The 15,036-nt window shown below is 54.7% G+C and carries 13 protein-coding genes; 8 read left to right on the top strand and 5 right to left on the bottom strand.

Going from position 1 to position 15,036, the window contains the following annotated elements; translation table 11 throughout:
• Nucleotides 1-18 precede the first annotated feature (18 nt).
• Entirely contained in the window at nt 19-861 is an 843-nt protein-coding gene (locus tag QGM61_RS05395; RefSeq protein ID WP_281132236.1) for a sigma-70 family RNA polymerase sigma factor, read from the top strand.
• Between the two features lie 62 nt (nt 862-923).
• On the opposite strand, the gene fdxA is transcribed toward QGM61_RS05395, so the two are convergent.
• Nucleotides 924-1,247, bottom strand: coding sequence for a ferredoxin FdxA (gene fdxA / locus QGM61_RS05390; protein ID WP_237134026.1), 324 nt, complete (start codon nt 1,245-1,247; stop codon nt 924-926).
• Nucleotides 1,248-1,335: 88 nt separating this feature from the next.
• A complete protein-coding gene (mutS, locus tag QGM61_RS05385; protein WP_281132548.1) occupies nt 1,336-3,957 on the bottom strand; it encodes a DNA mismatch repair protein MutS in 2,622 nt (873 codons plus the stop codon).
• Nucleotides 3,958-4,191: 234 nt separating this feature from the next.
• On the opposite strand from mutS, the gene QGM61_RS05380 reads away from it, so the two are divergent.
• The 3 genes from QGM61_RS05380 (at nt 4,192) to QGM61_RS05370 (ending at nt 6,347) form a co-directional block, all read left to right on the top strand.
• Nucleotides 4,192-4,704, top strand: a complete 513-nt coding sequence (locus tag QGM61_RS05380; RefSeq protein WP_281132235.1) for a CinA family protein — start codon at nt 4,192-4,194, stop codon at nt 4,702-4,704.
• A 103-nt stretch (nt 4,705-4,807) separates the two neighbouring features.
• Entirely contained in the window at nt 4,808-5,869 is a 1,062-nt protein-coding gene (gene recA, locus QGM61_RS05375) for a recombinase RecA (RefSeq protein WP_237134028.1), read from the top strand.
• Nucleotides 5,859-6,347 (top strand): regulatory protein RecX, encoded by a 489-nt coding sequence (locus QGM61_RS05370; RefSeq protein ID WP_281132234.1) that lies wholly within the window; start codon nt 5,859-5,861, stop codon nt 6,345-6,347. The genes recA and QGM61_RS05370 overlap by 11 nt, the downstream gene beginning before the upstream one ends.
• Here the strand turns inward: QGM61_RS05370 and QGM61_RS05365 are convergent.
• Genes QGM61_RS05365 through QGM61_RS05355 form a run of 3 tightly spaced genes read right to left on the bottom strand, consistent with a single transcriptional unit; the run spans nt 6,316 to nt 8,383 of the window.
• Nucleotides 6,316-6,789 (bottom strand): group I truncated hemoglobin, encoded by a 474-nt coding sequence (locus tag QGM61_RS05365; protein WP_281132233.1) that lies wholly within the window; start codon nt 6,787-6,789, stop codon nt 6,316-6,318. The two genes, QGM61_RS05370 and QGM61_RS05365, sit on opposite strands and share 32 nt — an antisense overlap.
• A complete protein-coding gene (locus QGM61_RS05360) occupies nt 6,786-7,700 on the bottom strand; it encodes a DUF3034 family protein (RefSeq protein WP_281132232.1) in 915 nt (304 codons plus the stop codon). The genes QGM61_RS05365 and QGM61_RS05360 overlap by 4 nt, the downstream gene beginning before the upstream one ends.
• A complete protein-coding gene (locus QGM61_RS05355) occupies nt 7,700-8,383 on the bottom strand; it encodes a methylamine utilization protein (protein WP_281132231.1) in 684 nt (227 codons plus the stop codon). The genes QGM61_RS05360 and QGM61_RS05355 overlap by 1 nt, the downstream gene beginning before the upstream one ends.
• Nucleotides 8,384-8,484: 101 nt before the next feature.
• Here QGM61_RS05355 and QGM61_RS05350 point away from each other — a divergent pair, with 101 nt between their 5' ends.
• The 4 genes from QGM61_RS05350 to fadB all read left to right on the top strand — a co-directional run bounded on the left by QGM61_RS05350 (nt 8,485) and on the right by fadB (nt 14,993).
• A complete protein-coding gene (locus QGM61_RS05350; protein ID WP_281132230.1) occupies nt 8,485-10,449 on the top strand; it encodes an adenylate/guanylate cyclase domain-containing protein in 1,965 nt (654 codons plus the stop codon).
• Between the two features lie 9 nt (nt 10,450-10,458).
• A complete protein-coding gene (locus QGM61_RS05345) occupies nt 10,459-11,649 on the top strand; it encodes a glycosyltransferase family 9 protein (protein ID WP_281132229.1) in 1,191 nt (396 codons plus the stop codon).
• Between the two features lie 16 nt (nt 11,650-11,665).
• Entirely contained in the window at nt 11,666-12,736 is a 1,071-nt protein-coding gene (gene rfbB, locus QGM61_RS05340) for a dTDP-glucose 4,6-dehydratase (RefSeq protein WP_281132228.1), read from the top strand.
• A gap of 115 nt (nt 12,737-12,851) precedes the next feature.
• The gene (gene fadB, locus QGM61_RS05335; protein ID WP_281132227.1) at nt 12,852-14,993 is read left to right on the top strand and encodes a fatty acid oxidation complex subunit alpha FadB; all 2,142 of its coding nucleotides are present in this window, start codon (nt 12,852-12,854) and stop codon (nt 14,991-14,993) included.
• Nucleotides 14,994-15,036: the final 43 nt, after the last annotated feature.

The following is a 15,036-nucleotide window of genomic DNA, read 5'->3' as shown; positions in this document are numbered from 1 at the left end:
CGGGGGGAAAACAAGGTAATGGAATATCGTTCTGCGGCATTGGATGCCGAATCCGCTTACATTCGTGAAGTCACTCCAATCAATCTGCTTAGCTACGACGATGAGGTCAAACTGGCGCGTGCTGCACGTCAGGGGGACATGTTCAGTCGCGGGGAAATGATCCGCCACAATCTCAGGCTGGTGCTGAGTGTTGCGCGCAAATACCGCAGCCGCGGCCTGGCGTTCCTGGATCTGGTGGAAGAGGGTAATCTTGGCCTGATTCGGGCTGTCGACAAATATGATCCTGAGCGAGGCTACCGTTTCTCTACTTATGCAACCTGGTGGATCAAGCAGAACGTGGAGAGAGGGATCATGAACTACGCGCGCAATGTGCGTCTGCCTGTGCATATCATCAAGGAAATCAGTCTGTGTCTCAGGACAGAGCGCGAACTTGGCGCAGAGCTTGGGCGTCAGCCACGTCGCGCCGAGTTGGCTGAGGCGCTAAGCAAACCGCTGGCACAGTTGGATGCACTGCTTGACTGTCATGAATCGAGCTTCGACTCAACAGAGTGTCCCCCAGATCCTGACGAAGTGGCGAGCGATGATATTGATGCGGCAAATTCCGCTGATCCGATGGAAAGACTGCATGCCAGTACCCGTCAGCTGACCCTGCATCGTTGGCTGGCGGCGCTAGCTGAGCGACAACGTGAGGTGATCATCCGCCGTTTCGGTTTGCTGGGCCATCAGGCAGATACGCTTGAGAACGTCGGCAGGGAAGTGGGTTTGACGCGCGAACGTGTCAGGCAGCTGCAGCTGGAGGCGATCCGACGCCTGCGTAGCATGGCGAGTTCGGAAGGATGTGATATTTCGGTATTTTTTTGATGTTGCGGCGGCTGTTCAGCGCCTGTTGATCCAGGCGCTGGAAAGCCGGCAGTCAGGCGGATTTACTTGACCAGGTGCTCAATCTTTCCTGGGACGCCATTCCACTTTTCGGCTTCTTCCATCGGTGGCTTCATCTGGGTGATGTTGGGCCATTTTTCTGCCAGTTCCGCATTCAGTTCCAGAAACTGCTTCTGGTCGTCTGGTAGCTCGTCTTCAGCGAATATGGCATCTACTGGACATTCTGGCTCGCACAGCGCGCAATCGATGCACTCATCCGGGTGAATGACCAGGAAATTAGGGCCTTCATAGAAGCAGTCCACTGGGCAGACTTCCACGCAATCTGTGTGTTTGCAGTTAATGCAGTTTTCGCCGACTACAAATGTCATGTTGTATTCCAGTCCTGTTGAATCGGTGCAGCGTCAAAAGTGAAGCGGCATTATAAGTCACCTGGGGCGTCCGGGCCAAGGAGGGTTTTCATGTTCCCGGCAGCTGCTTCTTCAGACGATAGATCAGCTCCAGTGCCTGCCTCGGTGTCAGCGCGTCCGGATCTGCGGCCGACAGCAGTTCCAGGGCCGGGTGATGCTGCGGTGCAAAAAGATCATTCTGTGCCGGGTTTTTGCTGGCGGCAGCCTGTGTTTGGCGCTTCCCACTGGGAGGGCTGTTGTCGGCTGCGTCCATGACGGCATCCTTGGAACGCAGCGCCTGCTGTTCGAGCTCATGCAGCTTGTGGTGGGCCCGCTGGATCACGTCTGCGGGAATACCTGCCAGTTGCGCCACCTGCAGACCGTAACTCTGATTGGCTGGTCCCGGTTTGACACTGTGCATGAAGACGATGCCGTTGGCGTGTTCGGTAGCGTCCAGGTGAACGTTACCGATGGCCGGGTACTGATCAGCCAGCACAGTCAGCTCAAAATAGTGCGTCGCGAACAGTGTCATTGCCCGTAACTGTTCAGCGATGTATACGGCGCTGGCCCAGGCCAGCGACAGCCCGTCAAAGGTGCTGGTGCCGCGTCCCACCTCGTCCATCAACACCAGGCTCTGCGCTGTGGCGTTGTGCAGAATGTTTGCGGTCTCTGTCATTTCCACCATGAAGGTGGAGCGCCCGCCCGCCAGGTCGTCAGACGAACCAATGCGCGTAAAGATGCGATCAACGGGTCCAATGCGCGCTGCTCTGGCTGGCACATGACTGCCGCAATATGCCAGCAGCACGATCAGTGCTGTCTGGCGCATATAGGTCGATTTACCACCCATGTTAGGTCCGGTAATGATGAGCATGTCGTGCGATTCACCCAGTGAGGTGTCATTGGCGACAAATTGGGTTTCAAGTACCTGTTCAACAACCGGGTGGCGTCCCTGTTCGATCGCAATCCCGCTTTCTTCGGTCAGTTGCGGTTGCGCCCAATCCAGATTCAGGGCGCGTTCGGCAAAATTGCACAGCACATCCAGCTCGGCCAGAGCCTGCGCGCTGTCCTGAAGTTCAGACAATTGCGTCGCTACCCGCTCAAGCAATTCGTCATAAAGTGCCTTCTCTCTCGCCAGGGCTTTGCTGTTGGCGCTCAGAACCTTGTCCTCAAAGGTTTTCAGCTCGGGTGTGATGAAACGCTCCGCATTCTTGAGCGTCTGTCTGCGCTGGAATTCAGCAGGCATTTCCGCTGCCTGGGATTTACTGACTTCAATGTAGTAACCGTGTACCCGGTTGTAACCGACTTTGAGGGTGCTGAGCCCGGTTCTTTGTTTTTCACGTACCTCCAGATCAACCAGGTACTGTCCGGCATTACTGCTAAGAGCCCGCAGCTCATCAAGTTCGGCGTCATAGCCCTCGGCGATGACGCCACCTTCGCGGATGACAACAGGGGGGTTATCAATGACTGCGCGCGTCAACAGTTCCGCCAGTTCGGGGAACTCCGCGATTGTTGTTTGCAGGTTTACCAACTGAGGCGTCTCTCGCTGCGCGAGGATCGGCCGCAGCTGTGCCTGCAGTTCTGGCAGTGCCGACAGTGCGTCACGCAGTCTGGCCAGGTCGCGGGGACGTGCTGATCGCAAAGCTACCCTGGCCAGGATTCGCTCAGTGTCGCCAATCTGCTTGAGAATCGGCTGCAGTGTCTCAAATCGATAGTCCGCCAGCAGCTCCGCGACCGCCTGTTGACGTAGCTGAAGGCCATGCCGATCTCGGAGCGGCCTGTTGAGCCAGCGATTCAGCAATCGGCTTGCCATCGGTGACATGGTGCGATCCACAACCGACATCAGTGTGTTGGTGCTGCCGCCGCCGAGATTGCGATCGATTTCCAGGTTTCTGCGGCTTGCAGCGTCCAGTATCAGTGCATCGTCGGGCTGTTCAACGCTCAGACGCTGCATATGCGGCAGGCTGGATCGTTGCGTGTCTTTTGCATAGCCGAGCAGGGCGCCCGCCGCCTGAATGGCCAGTGGCAGGTGTTCACAGCCAAAGCCACGCAAGTCACGAGTCTGAAAATGGCTGGTCAGCAGCCGGTGACAGCTGTCGGCATCAAACTCCCAGACAGGGCGTCGGCGGGCGCCGGAACGCTGGGTCACAGCTGTCGGGAATTCGATAGCATCGTTGTAGAGGATTTCAGCTGGCCGGATTCGCTCAAGTTCCGCCAACAGGGACTCCTGGCTGCCAGCTTCGCAGACATGAAAGCGCCCGGCACTGATATCCATCCATGCCAGGCCGAAGTGCTCTGCACCGCCATGATCCTGAACGCCTGTCACTGCCAGCAGCACGCAGTCGCTGCGTTCCTTCAACAATGCTTCGTCGCTGACGGTACCCGGTGTGACAATTCTGACGACCTGGCGCTCAACCGGGCCCTTTGAGGTGGCCGGGTCACCGATCTGCTCGCAGATAGCGACGGAGCGACCCAGTTCCACGAGTCTTGCCAGGTAGCGCTCTGCCGAATGATAGGGCACGCCGCACATCGGGATGGGTTTTCCGTTGGAATTGCCCCGGGCTGTCAGTGTGATGTCCAGAAGCTCCGCAGCCTGAGTGGCGTCATCGTAGAAAAGTTCGTAAAAATCGCCCATACGGTAGAACAGCAAATGATCTGGCTGCTGTGCCTTGATCCGCAAAAACTGCTGCATCATCGGCGTATGGGACTGTAGGTCTTTTTCTGAAATCACAGGAGCTGTTTGCTTGGGTTTGAGAGTCACGGGTACTGGTGCCAAAATTCTTTCAATCGGTATCTGCAGGCGTCGCTGTCGAATCACTGCATTCGCAAGCGGCACAGATTAGCAGACCTGAGAGGCATCGAACAGCGTTGGCTGCGGGCACTGCAAAGTGATGCGGCAGACCGCTTTATTGATGTTAGACTTCGGCGCATGGATAACGAAATCTACATGCTGGCTGAATCTATAGGCCGACAACTTTCCCGACGTGGCCAGTCAGTTACCGTTGCCGAGTCCTGCACCGGTGGTGGCCTTGCTCACGCGCTGACGGATGTGCCCGGAAGTTCCGGCTGGTTTGGTCTTGGGCTGGTTACCTATGCCAACTCTGCCAAGCATCGTCTGCTGGAAGTGCCCCTGGAGTGCCTGGAAGGCGAACACGCGCCGGGAGCTGTGAGCGAACCGACCGTGCGTCATATGGCGACGGGCGCCCTCAAGGCTTCTGCCGCAGATTTCGCGATCGCCACCAGTGGTATTGCCGGTCCCGGTGGTGGATCGGAGCGAAAACCAGTCGGCACTGTCTGGATAGCCTGGGCCTGCCGGGGCAGCAGAGACAATGTCGAGATGCGCACATCCTGCCAGGTCTATGATGGAGATCGTGAACAGATACGGCGACAGGCTGTGATTTCGGCACTGGGTGGGCTGCTGGAATGGCTGCAGGAAGCTTAATTTTTAATACTACTGGTTGAATATACAGTATATGTCTGCTTTAATACCTGACAAGTCCGGTATTTAATTCTCAACAACTGATTTTAACAACAGGATACAAGCAATGGCTGATGCACAGAATCGAGATCCCAATAAGGAAAAAGCGCTGAGCGCCGCATTATCGCAAATCGAGCGGCAATTCGGCAAAGGCTCAATGATGCGTCTGGGGGACAAGGGACGTGAAGCAATACCGGCCATTTCCACTGGTTCGCTGGGACTCGATGTGGCGCTGGGTATTGGCGGTCTTCCCAGAGGACGCATCGTCGAGATTTACGGCCCGGAATCTTCGGGTAAGACGACACTGACGCTGCAGGTTATTGCTGAGTGTCAAAAGGCCGGAGGAACCTGTGCATTTATCGACGCTGAGCACGCACTGGACCCGATTTATGCGGGCAATCTGGGCGTTGATGTGGAGAATCTGCTGGTCAGCCAGCCCGACACTGGTGAACAGGCACTGGAAATCTGTGACATGGTTGTACGTTCCGGTGCGGTTGACGTTGTTGTTGTGGACTCGGTTGCGGCCCTGACGCCCAAGGCCGAGATTGAGGGTGAGATGGGTGACAGTCATATGGGACTGCAGGCGCGTCTGATGTCGCAGGCCCTTCGCAAAATGACTGCCAACATTAAGAATTCAAACACGCTGGTCATATTCATCAACCAGATCCGAATGAAAATTGGTGTCATGTTTGGTTCGCCTGAAACAACCACTGGTGGTAACGCTCTCAAATTCTATGCCTCGGTGCGCCTCGATATCCGCCGCATCGGCTCCATCAAGGAAGGCGATGAGGTTGTTGGTAACGAGACACGCGTGAAAGTGGTCAAAAACAAAGTGGCGCCGCCATTCCGTCAGACAGAGTTTCAGATCATGTACGGCAAGGGCATCTATCGTATGGGAGAGATTATCGACCTGGGTGTCAAACTCAACCTGCTCGACAAGTCAGGTGCGTGGTACGCTTACAATGGCGACAAGATCGGTCAGGGCAAGAAAAATGTCGCGGTCTATCTTGAAGAAAATCCTGCTTTGGCCACTGAGTTGGAAACCAAAATTCGCGCCCAGCTTCTTGGCGGAAATGCCCTGTTGAGCGGCAGCGATCAGGAGGAGTTGCAGGAAGCTGATGTCGACTGACGATCAGACCCGCAAGATTGCTGTGTCTTTACGCCGTCGCGCCATGGATTATCTGGCGCGACGGGAACACAGTGTAAGTGAACTTCGGCGCAAGCTTACTGAAAAATTCCCCGAGACAGAAACGCAGCTGCTGGAGTCAGTGTTGTCCACTCTTCAGGACGATGGTTTGCTTTCTGACCAACGATTCGCTGAGTCCTACGTGCGTGCCCGATTCAATAAAGGTTATGGGCCGCAGTATATTTTCTTGCATCTCAAAAATGCAGGAGTGCCGGATGAAATTAGTTCGCAGGAGCTGAGCATCGATGAAAATGAATGGGTAAAAAATCTGCAAAAAACAGTCAATAAACGGTTCGGTAGCCCCTTACCGCAACCTGGCACCCTGGCCTGGGCAAAACTCGAGCGCTTTGCGCAGGCACGTGGCTTTCGCGGCAACCATCTACAGAAACTCAGATACCAGCAATCTGAGGGCGAAGTGTAGCAAGTCTGGCTAGCAGACGGTTCTGGGTGCCAATGTTGACACCTACAGTATCCATGGCAGCAATAAGATCCTCCACGACCGCATTGAACTCAGCTTCACTTATATTCATGCCAGTGTGAGTCTGCACCATTGAGTCCCCGGTGTAGACACAGGGGCCATTTGCAATCATGCAAAAATGTTCGATGATTTTCTCGCGGAATCTTTGCACGTTTGAATCGGCAAAGCGCGGAAATACGCGATCGTCGTATGCTATTTCCATGATGAACTCATCAGCAATCCGATCAATTGTCGGCTGGCCTCCCAGATCGTCATAGAGGGTTGCGTCAGATTGATTGCTGGCACACGCGGCCAGCGCTAATGCCGCCAGCAAAGTTGTCAGAAGCCGTGCATTGCGAGCCGCCCTGATACCGGTCGTCAGCAGTGACTGTGTGAATCGTCTCATAAGGTTGCCTGTACTGAAATGTAATACCCGCGTTGATCAGTAGCGCCAGCTATATCACCCAGATCGATCCAGGCTCCAGTCACCGACAGATGTTTATTGGGGAACCAGGCGATGAACAGGTCGCGCGCATGATCCTCCTTCAATGCAGACAGGTAGTCGCCTTTTTGCCTGAACTCGCCACCGATGGCGATACTGCGAGTGAGAAACATGGCGGCGGCAACTTCAGTTGTAAATTTGTTACCGCTGGCATCACCACCATAGCCCAGAATGCCAAACTGATTCGACTCACCGTAACGGACATTCACGTTGAGCAGTGTGCTGCGGTTGGCAATACCGTCCAGCCAGACCTTACCGGCGCTGACAATGAAATCGGTGCCAGCCGTATGTTCGGCCCCAACAGCTCGCGCCACCGCCTTGTCGCGAAGTTGGCCATGTTCAACGCCGATGGTAATCTGTGGGGCGTTGCCGTAAATGATGTCGCCGTGCAACTTGTATCTTGCAGATATCTTATCCTGGCGGATGTGGAGTCCGGCGGCTTCTATCTCGAAGTCGTGTTTGGCGTAAGCAATCTCAACTCTGTCGTCGTAGTTGAAGGCACCACCGACCACATCCAGTGAATAGTCATCGACCGATGCCCGTGATTGAAAAATGTTGACTCCCTGCTGCCCGTCGCTCGCGTAGGTGCCCAGTGTAGCCCAAGGAGTAAGACCACCTCCCGAGGCGCCTGAAATGCTGCTCACGGCCCCAGTGCCTTTAATTTTTCCCTGCCTGCCAGCTGTTTCCAGTAACTGTGCCGAGGCTGTCATCGCAAAGCCAGCGCTCATGATGCCAAGCAGGGGCAGAAGCAGCCAGCGACCGGCGCTCTCTGAACGACCCGTTCGCAAATTGCGTTCTTTGTACAACACTGGCATCAGCTATTCTCCTCGCGAATGGCCCGGAAGCCGAATACCCGAGATGGATCTCTTACATCCAGTTCTATGGTCAATTGCTTATTGGAAGCGCCTGTGAGTGGAATCTCCTGCCGGTTTTCGGGTGTCTGCAGCCAGGGGTGCCATACATGGATGACATCGGCCCCGCTGTTATCCAGACTGATTCTGCCCAGCTCATCACTCTGGTAACGGTGCTGCCACTCAGAGACATAAACATAGGCGACCATGCTGTCGTGAATATTGCAGCCAAGCGTCGCAACTCCAGCCTGGTCAAACAGGATGGGATCTACCTCTTCGTCGGCGTACAGAGGTGTCGAGAATTGTCTTACATCCGAAAAAGAATAAACGTGGTGCCTTACGTTATCGCTGTTCGGAAATCTAACCAGTTGTCCACGCGCAATCAGCAAAACATTCGGCACAAAGGCACGGTTGACCTGGTCCATCACGCCAATCTCCTGCGGGACCGTCTCTATTCGGGAAACCTGCAGTTCGGCGATGACATCTTTGACGGGGTTGCCGTCGGTATCGATAAACACGATATTGAGTTGTGCATGGCTATAGGGGACGGCGGCCATCCAGAAGGAGATAACGAGTGCCAGAGGGCTTATGAGATTGCGTGCGTCGGGGCAAAATGCGGCGAAACAAGCCAGATACCGTCTTGTCATGATTAATTCCAGTTTGATTTCGTTCACAAAACGTGACTCCCCTACGATATAACAGGATAATGCTTCGGGTAAATGCCCATAAGCCTTCCAAGTGGCAGTTCATGAGCCTGACCAGTATTCGTTCGCGATTGATATTGTTTCTCCTGGTACTGATACTGCCGGTTCTTGCCCTTATCTACTGGTTTGTCGAGCAGGAGAATCTTCGCTACACAGATAGAACCATCAACTCATACCTGAATATCGGCACTCAGGTGTTTGACTACAGTGTCGAATCCCATAAAAACACGCTGCTGACCATCAGTAATGCGCTCACGCGTGACTGGGGCTTCCGGAACGCCTTTGGTGCCGCAGACCCAATGACCATTCGTGATGCGGCCACCAATCTTCTTGCCCGCTCTCAGGGGGCCGCTGATCTCATGCTCATCAGTGATATGCAGGGGCGAGTCATTATTGATACGCATGATCAGGGTTTTTCGACTTTGCCGGCTGACTGGCGAGCGGTTGTGGACAATGCGGTCACTCATCCAGAGGGGCAGGGCGACCGGATTCTCATCGTCGGAGAGACCCCTTATCAGATCACTGTTGTACCTCTAATGCTGCCGCAACCTGTTGCCTGGATATTCGCCGGGTTTCCGCTGGACGAGAGTTTTGTCAGAGAGATACGACGCAGCACCGCTTCCGAGATATCGATACTGCGCCATCGTCCTGACCAGGTAAATGCAACTGCACTGGAGGTGGTTGCTTCCAGTCTTGAAGGCGAAAACCGCCGGCTGCTGGCGGAACGCCTGGAACCGTCGCTGATGAACGAGACTCAGCGTGTAAGCCTGGCTACGGAAAGTTTTGGCACCCAGGTCCGGCAACTGGCAAGTGGGGATAATGAGACGCCAGCCATTCTCGCAGTCGTTCAGCGATCTTACCGGGAGAATCAGGAGAACCTGCAGGTATTGCAGCAACGCCTGCTGGACTTTTCGATTGCCATTGTCAGCATAAGTCTTCTGGCAGTGTTTGTGCTGGCCAGAGGTTTTACCCGGCCGGTTTTGCGGCTCGCCACGCGCGTGGAACAGATTGAACGTGGACAGTACCAACTGGCCGACGGCAACAGGGTGGTGACCGGTAAAGATGAAGTAGGCGAGCTGGAGCGCGCCGTTGAGCGCATGGCCAACGGGCTGGCAGAAAAAGAGAAGGTCAGGGATCTGCTCGGCAAAGTAGTTTCTAAAGGGGTCGCGGATGAACTTCTCAGCCGGCAGATTGAACTTGGCGGCGAGGATAGAGAAGTAAGCATCCTGTTCGCGGACATCGCAGGTTTTACTGCTCTTGGCGAGCGTGTTCCCCCGCAGCAACTAATTTCAATACTTAATACCTGTCTCGAGGGGCTATGCCGTGTTGTTGATCAGCACGGTGGTATCGTTGACAAATTTATCGGGGATGCTTTGATGGCGGTGTTCGGTGCTCCTGTTTCTCACGCCGACGACCACCAGCGGGCTCTTGAGTGTGCGATGGCAATGCAGGCTGAGCTGCCTGCTATCAACGAAATGCTGCGTGCCTATGAGTTTCCGGTCTCCATTTCTGTACGAATTGGTGTTCACACAGGGCATGTCGTTGCCGGCAACATAGGCTCATCAGATCGACTCAACTACACCGTGATCGGGGATGCAGTCAATCTTGCTGCACGCCTGGAAGGCCTGACACGCTTCTACAATCTTGCGGCGCTAATCAGTGAGCAGACACGTGTTGCTGCAGATCCTGACAACCGGATAGTCTGGCGTGATATTGATCTGGTTACGGTGTCTGGCCGCGAAAAGCCGGTCAAGCTGTTTGAACCCGTAGCGCACAGGGACACATTGTCTCAGGGTGAGATCGATCAGGTAGAACAGTTCAACAAAGCACTGGATTATTATCGTCAGGGACAGGGCGAGGAGGCGGCTGGTATAATCGCCATGCTGGTGGAGAAGGCTCTCCCAGCATCCAACATTCAGCTCTACGAGCTTTACCTTGAGCGTATCCGCACGCAGGCAGACATGGCCGATGAGCACTGGGATCCCGTTTTTAGACATACCGGTAAATGAGCTGAGACAGTGGGCGATGTTGATTTGACCGCAGATACAAACAAGATAATGAACCCTGTCTGGATGCAGCGTGGTCGAAGAATAGCGCTGATCAATCCCACCAAGTTCTTAGGCAATCTGCTGCTGTCAGGTCAGCATATTCAACATCTGGTTTCATATTGCGCCGATGAGGGAATCGAGCTGCTGCTGGTGCTGGATAGCGGTTTTCGGGAGCTTTTCGAGCCAGCCTTTCAGGCACCCGGTGTGCACTTTGTATATTATCCTCGACAGTTGCTCAAGGCTCGCCGGCAGCGCCTGAAAGCTGCCAGGGCATGGCTCGCGTGTGTGCGTTCTATCAGAAGATTTCAGGCGGATCTCGCCTTCACAATTGAAGAAGACTCAGTCAGTCACCGTCTTGCTCATCTTTCGGCCGCCAGGTTCAGGGTCAGCAGTACTGACGCGCGTTACCAGTTTGGTTTTCACAAATATCTGCAGGTTGAACGTGCCAATCGAGCTGCCGGAGAAAGGTCGATCTGGTACGCCTACCGGGAAATCTTCAGCCAGCTTGCGCTGCCAGTTCCCAGTGACAAGGCCTATCCAGTATTATCAAGCGTCACCGCTCAAGTACCTGCCCTGGAATCCGTACAATCTGATCGACCTCTGTTCATCATTCACGCCGGCGCAAGTAAACACTATAAGAGATGGCCAGTTGCCAGCTTTATTGAACTGGCTTTGCGTGTCATTGAACGTGGTTACCATGTCGTTTTGATCGGTGCCGGCGCCGGTGACGCAGCGCTCAATACAGCCGTGCTGGCGGGTTTGGGAGAGAGCCACAGGCAGTGTACAGACCTTTGTGACCGCCTTGATCTCAAATCACTGGCCGAATTGTTTGCCGCTGCCGCCTTTATTGTCGGAAACGATAGTGGCCCTTCGCATCTGGCCTCTGCGCTGGGCTTGCCGGGTGTGGTAATCTTCGGTCCCACAATCGAGGCCATATGGCGGCCGCTCGGTCCACAGACCAGGGTCATTCAGCACCGGCATGTTTGTCTTAGCGACTGTACACGCCACCATTGTCGTCAGGCATATGCCTGCCTATCGACCATCCAGAGTGATGAAGTTCTGGAGAGTGTTCCTGAGGTGAACGCAGCTGTTGAATCAGCGGCTGTCGGCAGCGTGTCCGAGATCAGGTCTCAAGACGTCCGAATCAAGCAGAAAGGGTAGGGAGCGAACAAACAACATGGAAAAATCGTTACGCATACTGGTCACAGGCGGGGCGGGATTTATCGGCTCAGCCGTCGTGCGGCAGATCATACAGCACAGCTCGGACATCGTCCTGAATGTCGACAAGCTGACCTATGCAGGCAACCTGGAGTCACTGGCCGCTGTCAGCGCCGATCCCCGCTACCAGTTTGCACAGCAGGACATCTGTGACCGGCAGGCCATGGATCAGTTGATTGCAGACTTCCAGCCCGATGCAGTGATGCATCTGGCGGCCGAGAGTCATGTGGACAGATCGATAGATGGTCCGGCAGCCTTTATTGAAACCAACATTGTGGGGACGTATACCCTGCTTGAAGCTGTGCGGTCGTACTGGAATCAGCTACCTGAGGACCGGCAATCACAGTTCCGTTTTCATCACATCTCGACCGATGAGGTCTACGGCGACCTTGAGGGGCCTGATGAGCTGTTTACCGAGTCGACACCGTATGCGCCGAGCTCCCCTTACTCCGCCAGCAAGGCAAGTTCAGATCATCTGGTCAGAGCCTGGCGTCGAACCTATGGCTTACCTGTCATTGTCACCAACTGTTCGAATAATTACGGTCCCTATCATTTTCCAGAGAAGCTGATTCCCCACATCATTCTGAATGCCATACACGGCAAACCCCTGCCAGTTTACGGTGACGGAAAACAGGTGCGTGACTGGCTGCATGTTGAGGATCATGCCAGGGCTCTGCATCTGGTCGTGCGGCAGGGCATACCCGGTGAGACCTATAATATCGGCGGTCACAACGAGAAACAGAACATCGATGTTGTTAAAGCGATCTGCGAACTGCTGGATGAGTTTCACCCACAGTCGCCAGTCACGCCGCATGCCAGTCTGATTACTTTTGTAAAGGACAGGCCAGGCCACGATCTGCGTTATGCGATAGACGCGTCCAAAATCCAGCGGGAATTGGGCTGGGTGCCAAGAGAAACCTTTGAGAGCGGATTACGCAGTACGGTGAAGTGGTACCTTGAAAATGCCACCTGGTGGGGGCGTGTGCTGTCAGGCGATTATCAGCTTGACCGCCTGGGCGACAGTAACTGACAAGCCGGAAGCACTGCGGCGGGCGCTGAATTGGCTTATAATTGCGCCGCGTAATTCAGTGTATGGGCAAGATTTTAAAACAGCATTTAAAACAAATATTTGCAGGAGAAGTCTAATGATTTATCAAGGCAAGGGCATAGAGGTCAGTAAACTCGAGTCGGGGATTGCGAGACTCTGTTTTGATCTGCCTGACTCCTCCGTCAATGTTTTTAATGCACTGATGCTTTCGGAGCTGGACGCCGCCATAAAAGCCATTGCAGCCAGTGATGCCACCGGTGTCATTTGTGTCAGTGGCAAAAGCAGCTACATTGTCGGTGCCGATATCAAGGAGTTCACTGACAAATTCAAGTTGTCTGAGTCCGAACTGCTTGAATGGGTTGCAGGCGCGAACGCCGTTTTTGATGCGCTGGAAGATCTGCCCATCCCAACGGTTGCTGCGATCAACGGCATGGCTCTGGGCGGTGGCTTTGAGCTCTGTCTGGCGGCCGATTATCGTGTCGGCAGCGAGGCAGCCGTGCTAGGCTTTCCGGAAGTCAATCTGGGGATCTGCCCCGGTTTTGGCGGCACTGTCAGAGCCTTGCGTCTGCTGGGCGCTGATCCGGCAATTGACATGGTACGCAGCGGCCGCCACGTAAAGGCGGAGCAGGCGCTCAGCGATGGCGCGCTGGACGTGCTGGTAACATCAGATGCGCTTGAAGATGCAGCCATCGAAGTGATCGAGCAGGCACTGTCTGGAGAGCTGGATATCTGGGAGCGCCGCAAACAGAAAACCTCTCCCGTGACGCTTAGCCCGGCGAGTCTTGAAAAGGTTTTTTCGGCCGGCATGGCGCGAACGCGCAAAGACGCTGGCAGCAACTATCCAGCAGCGGAAACGGCCGTGCAGTCAATGTGGGATGGCGCTACCAAACAGCGTGACGATGCGCTGCGCCATGAGAACCAGGCCTTTGTAAGACTGGCGCGCAGTGAGGTGGCTGGCAATCTGGTTCAGCTGTTCCTGAGTGACCAGTTCCTGAAATCGCGTGCCAAAAAGCTCTCCCGCGACGTCAGCCCTGTGAAAAAGGCAGCTGTGCTGGGTGCTGGCATTATGGGTGGTGGTATCGCCTATCAATCGGCTTTACGTGGCACTCCCATCATAATGAAAGATATCGCCCAGCAGGGATTGGATCTCGGTTTGAAAGAGGCAGACAAATTGTTGGCCAAAATGGTCGACAGGGGCCGCATGGACAGCGCCAAGGCAAAAAAGGTTCTGTCTGCGATAAGTCCTACGCTGGATTATGCAGGTTTCGAACAGGTAGACCTGGTGGTTGAGGCCGTCGTTGAAAACCCCAAAGTCAAACAGGCGGTGTTGGCCGAAGTCGAGAGCAGTACGCCGGATAACAGCGTGCTGACCTCCAACACCTCAACGATTTCAATCACTCGTCTGGCCCAGGCATTGAAGCGTCCTGAGAACTTCTGCGGCATGCACTTCTTCAATCCGGTCCCATTGATGCCGCTGGTTGAAGTCATTCGCGGAGAGAAAACCGGGGACGCTGCGATTGCCAAAACTGTTGGCTACGCGCTGTCCCTGGGCAAGATGCCCATCGTTGTGAACGACTGCCCTGGATTTCTGGTAAACCGTATCCTGTTTCCCTATTTCGGTGCCTTCTGTCAGCTGCTGCGGGACGGGGCAGACCTGCGCGAAGTAGATCGTGTCATGGAAGCCTTCGGCTGGCCTATGGGGCCGGCGTACCTGCTGGATGTTGTAGGTATCGACACCGCTTCGCACTGCATGAAAGTCATGGAGGAGGGGTTCCCGGATCGGATGAGCTATGACTTCACAACGGCAATCGATCACCTTTACGAGCTGGGACATTATGGTCAGAAAAACGGTCTGGGCTTCTATAAATACGAAACCGGCGGCGGTGGGCGACCCACCAAGGTCTTCGATGAGCAGATATTGAAGACGCTGCAGCCACTGCAGACAGGTCAGCAATCGCTTTCGGATGCGGAGATCCAGGAGCGTATGATGGTCGCTCTGTGTCTTGAGGCTGTACGCTGCCTTGAAGACAATATTGTCAGCTCTGCGGTTGAGGTGGACATGGGCCTGCTGCTGGGTCTGGGCTTTCCGAAGTTTCGGGGCGGGGCATTGCGGTTTATTGATAATATGGGTGTTGCCGCGTTCTGCCAGATGGCAGACAAGTATGCAGAGCTGGGACCGCTTTATCATCCCACCAGTGGGTTGAGAGAGATGGCTGCTGCCGGCAAAACGTTTTACTGAGGGTGAAAGCTGTGGAATACATTGAGGCCAGTCAGAGTCACAC

Origin of the sequence: Pseudohongiella sp. SYSU M77423, from assembly GCF_029911965.1 — a bacterium.
Classification (GTDB): domain Bacteria; phylum Pseudomonadota; class Gammaproteobacteria; order Pseudomonadales; family Pseudohongiellaceae; genus Pseudohongiella.
This window is presented reverse-complemented; position numbering and strand designations above follow the sequence as displayed.

What these genes read in the sequence shown, in the direction of transcription:
- QGM61_RS05360 (WP_281132232.1), bottom strand. Translation starts at nt 7,700, where the DNA reads ATGCCAGTGTTGTACAAAGAACGCAATTTGCGAACGGGTCGTTCAGAG.
- QGM61_RS05395 (WP_281132236.1), top strand. Translation starts at nt 19, where the DNA reads ATGGAATATCGTTCTGCGGCATTGGATGCCGAATCCGCTTACATTCGT.
- QGM61_RS05350 (WP_281132230.1), top strand. Translation starts at nt 8,485, where the DNA reads ATGAGCCTGACCAGTATTCGTTCGCGATTGATATTGTTTCTCCTGGTA.
- rfbB (WP_281132228.1), top strand. Translation starts at nt 11,666, where the DNA reads ATGGAAAAATCGTTACGCATACTGGTCACAGGCGGGGCGGGATTTATC.
- mutS (WP_281132548.1), bottom strand. Translation starts at nt 3,957, where the DNA reads ATGATGCAGCAGTTTTTGCGGATCAAGGCACAGCAGCCAGATCATTTG.
- QGM61_RS05365 (WP_281132233.1), bottom strand. Translation starts at nt 6,789, where the DNA reads ATGAGACGATTCACACAGTCACTGCTGACGACCGGTATCAGGGCGGCT.
- fadB (WP_281132227.1), top strand. Translation starts at nt 12,852, where the DNA reads ATGATTTATCAAGGCAAGGGCATAGAGGTCAGTAAACTCGAGTCGGGG.
- QGM61_RS05380 (WP_281132235.1), top strand. Translation starts at nt 4,192, where the DNA reads ATGGATAACGAAATCTACATGCTGGCTGAATCTATAGGCCGACAACTT.
- QGM61_RS05355 (WP_281132231.1), bottom strand. Translation starts at nt 8,383, where the DNA reads ATGACAAGACGGTATCTGGCTTGTTTCGCCGCATTTTGCCCCGACGCA.
- fdxA (WP_237134026.1), bottom strand. Translation starts at nt 1,247, where the DNA reads ATGACATTTGTAGTCGGCGAAAACTGCATTAACTGCAAACACACAGAT.
- QGM61_RS05370 (WP_281132234.1), top strand. Translation starts at nt 5,859, where the DNA reads ATGTCGACTGACGATCAGACCCGCAAGATTGCTGTGTCTTTACGCCGT.
- recA (WP_237134028.1), top strand. Translation starts at nt 4,808, where the DNA reads ATGGCTGATGCACAGAATCGAGATCCCAATAAGGAAAAAGCGCTGAGC.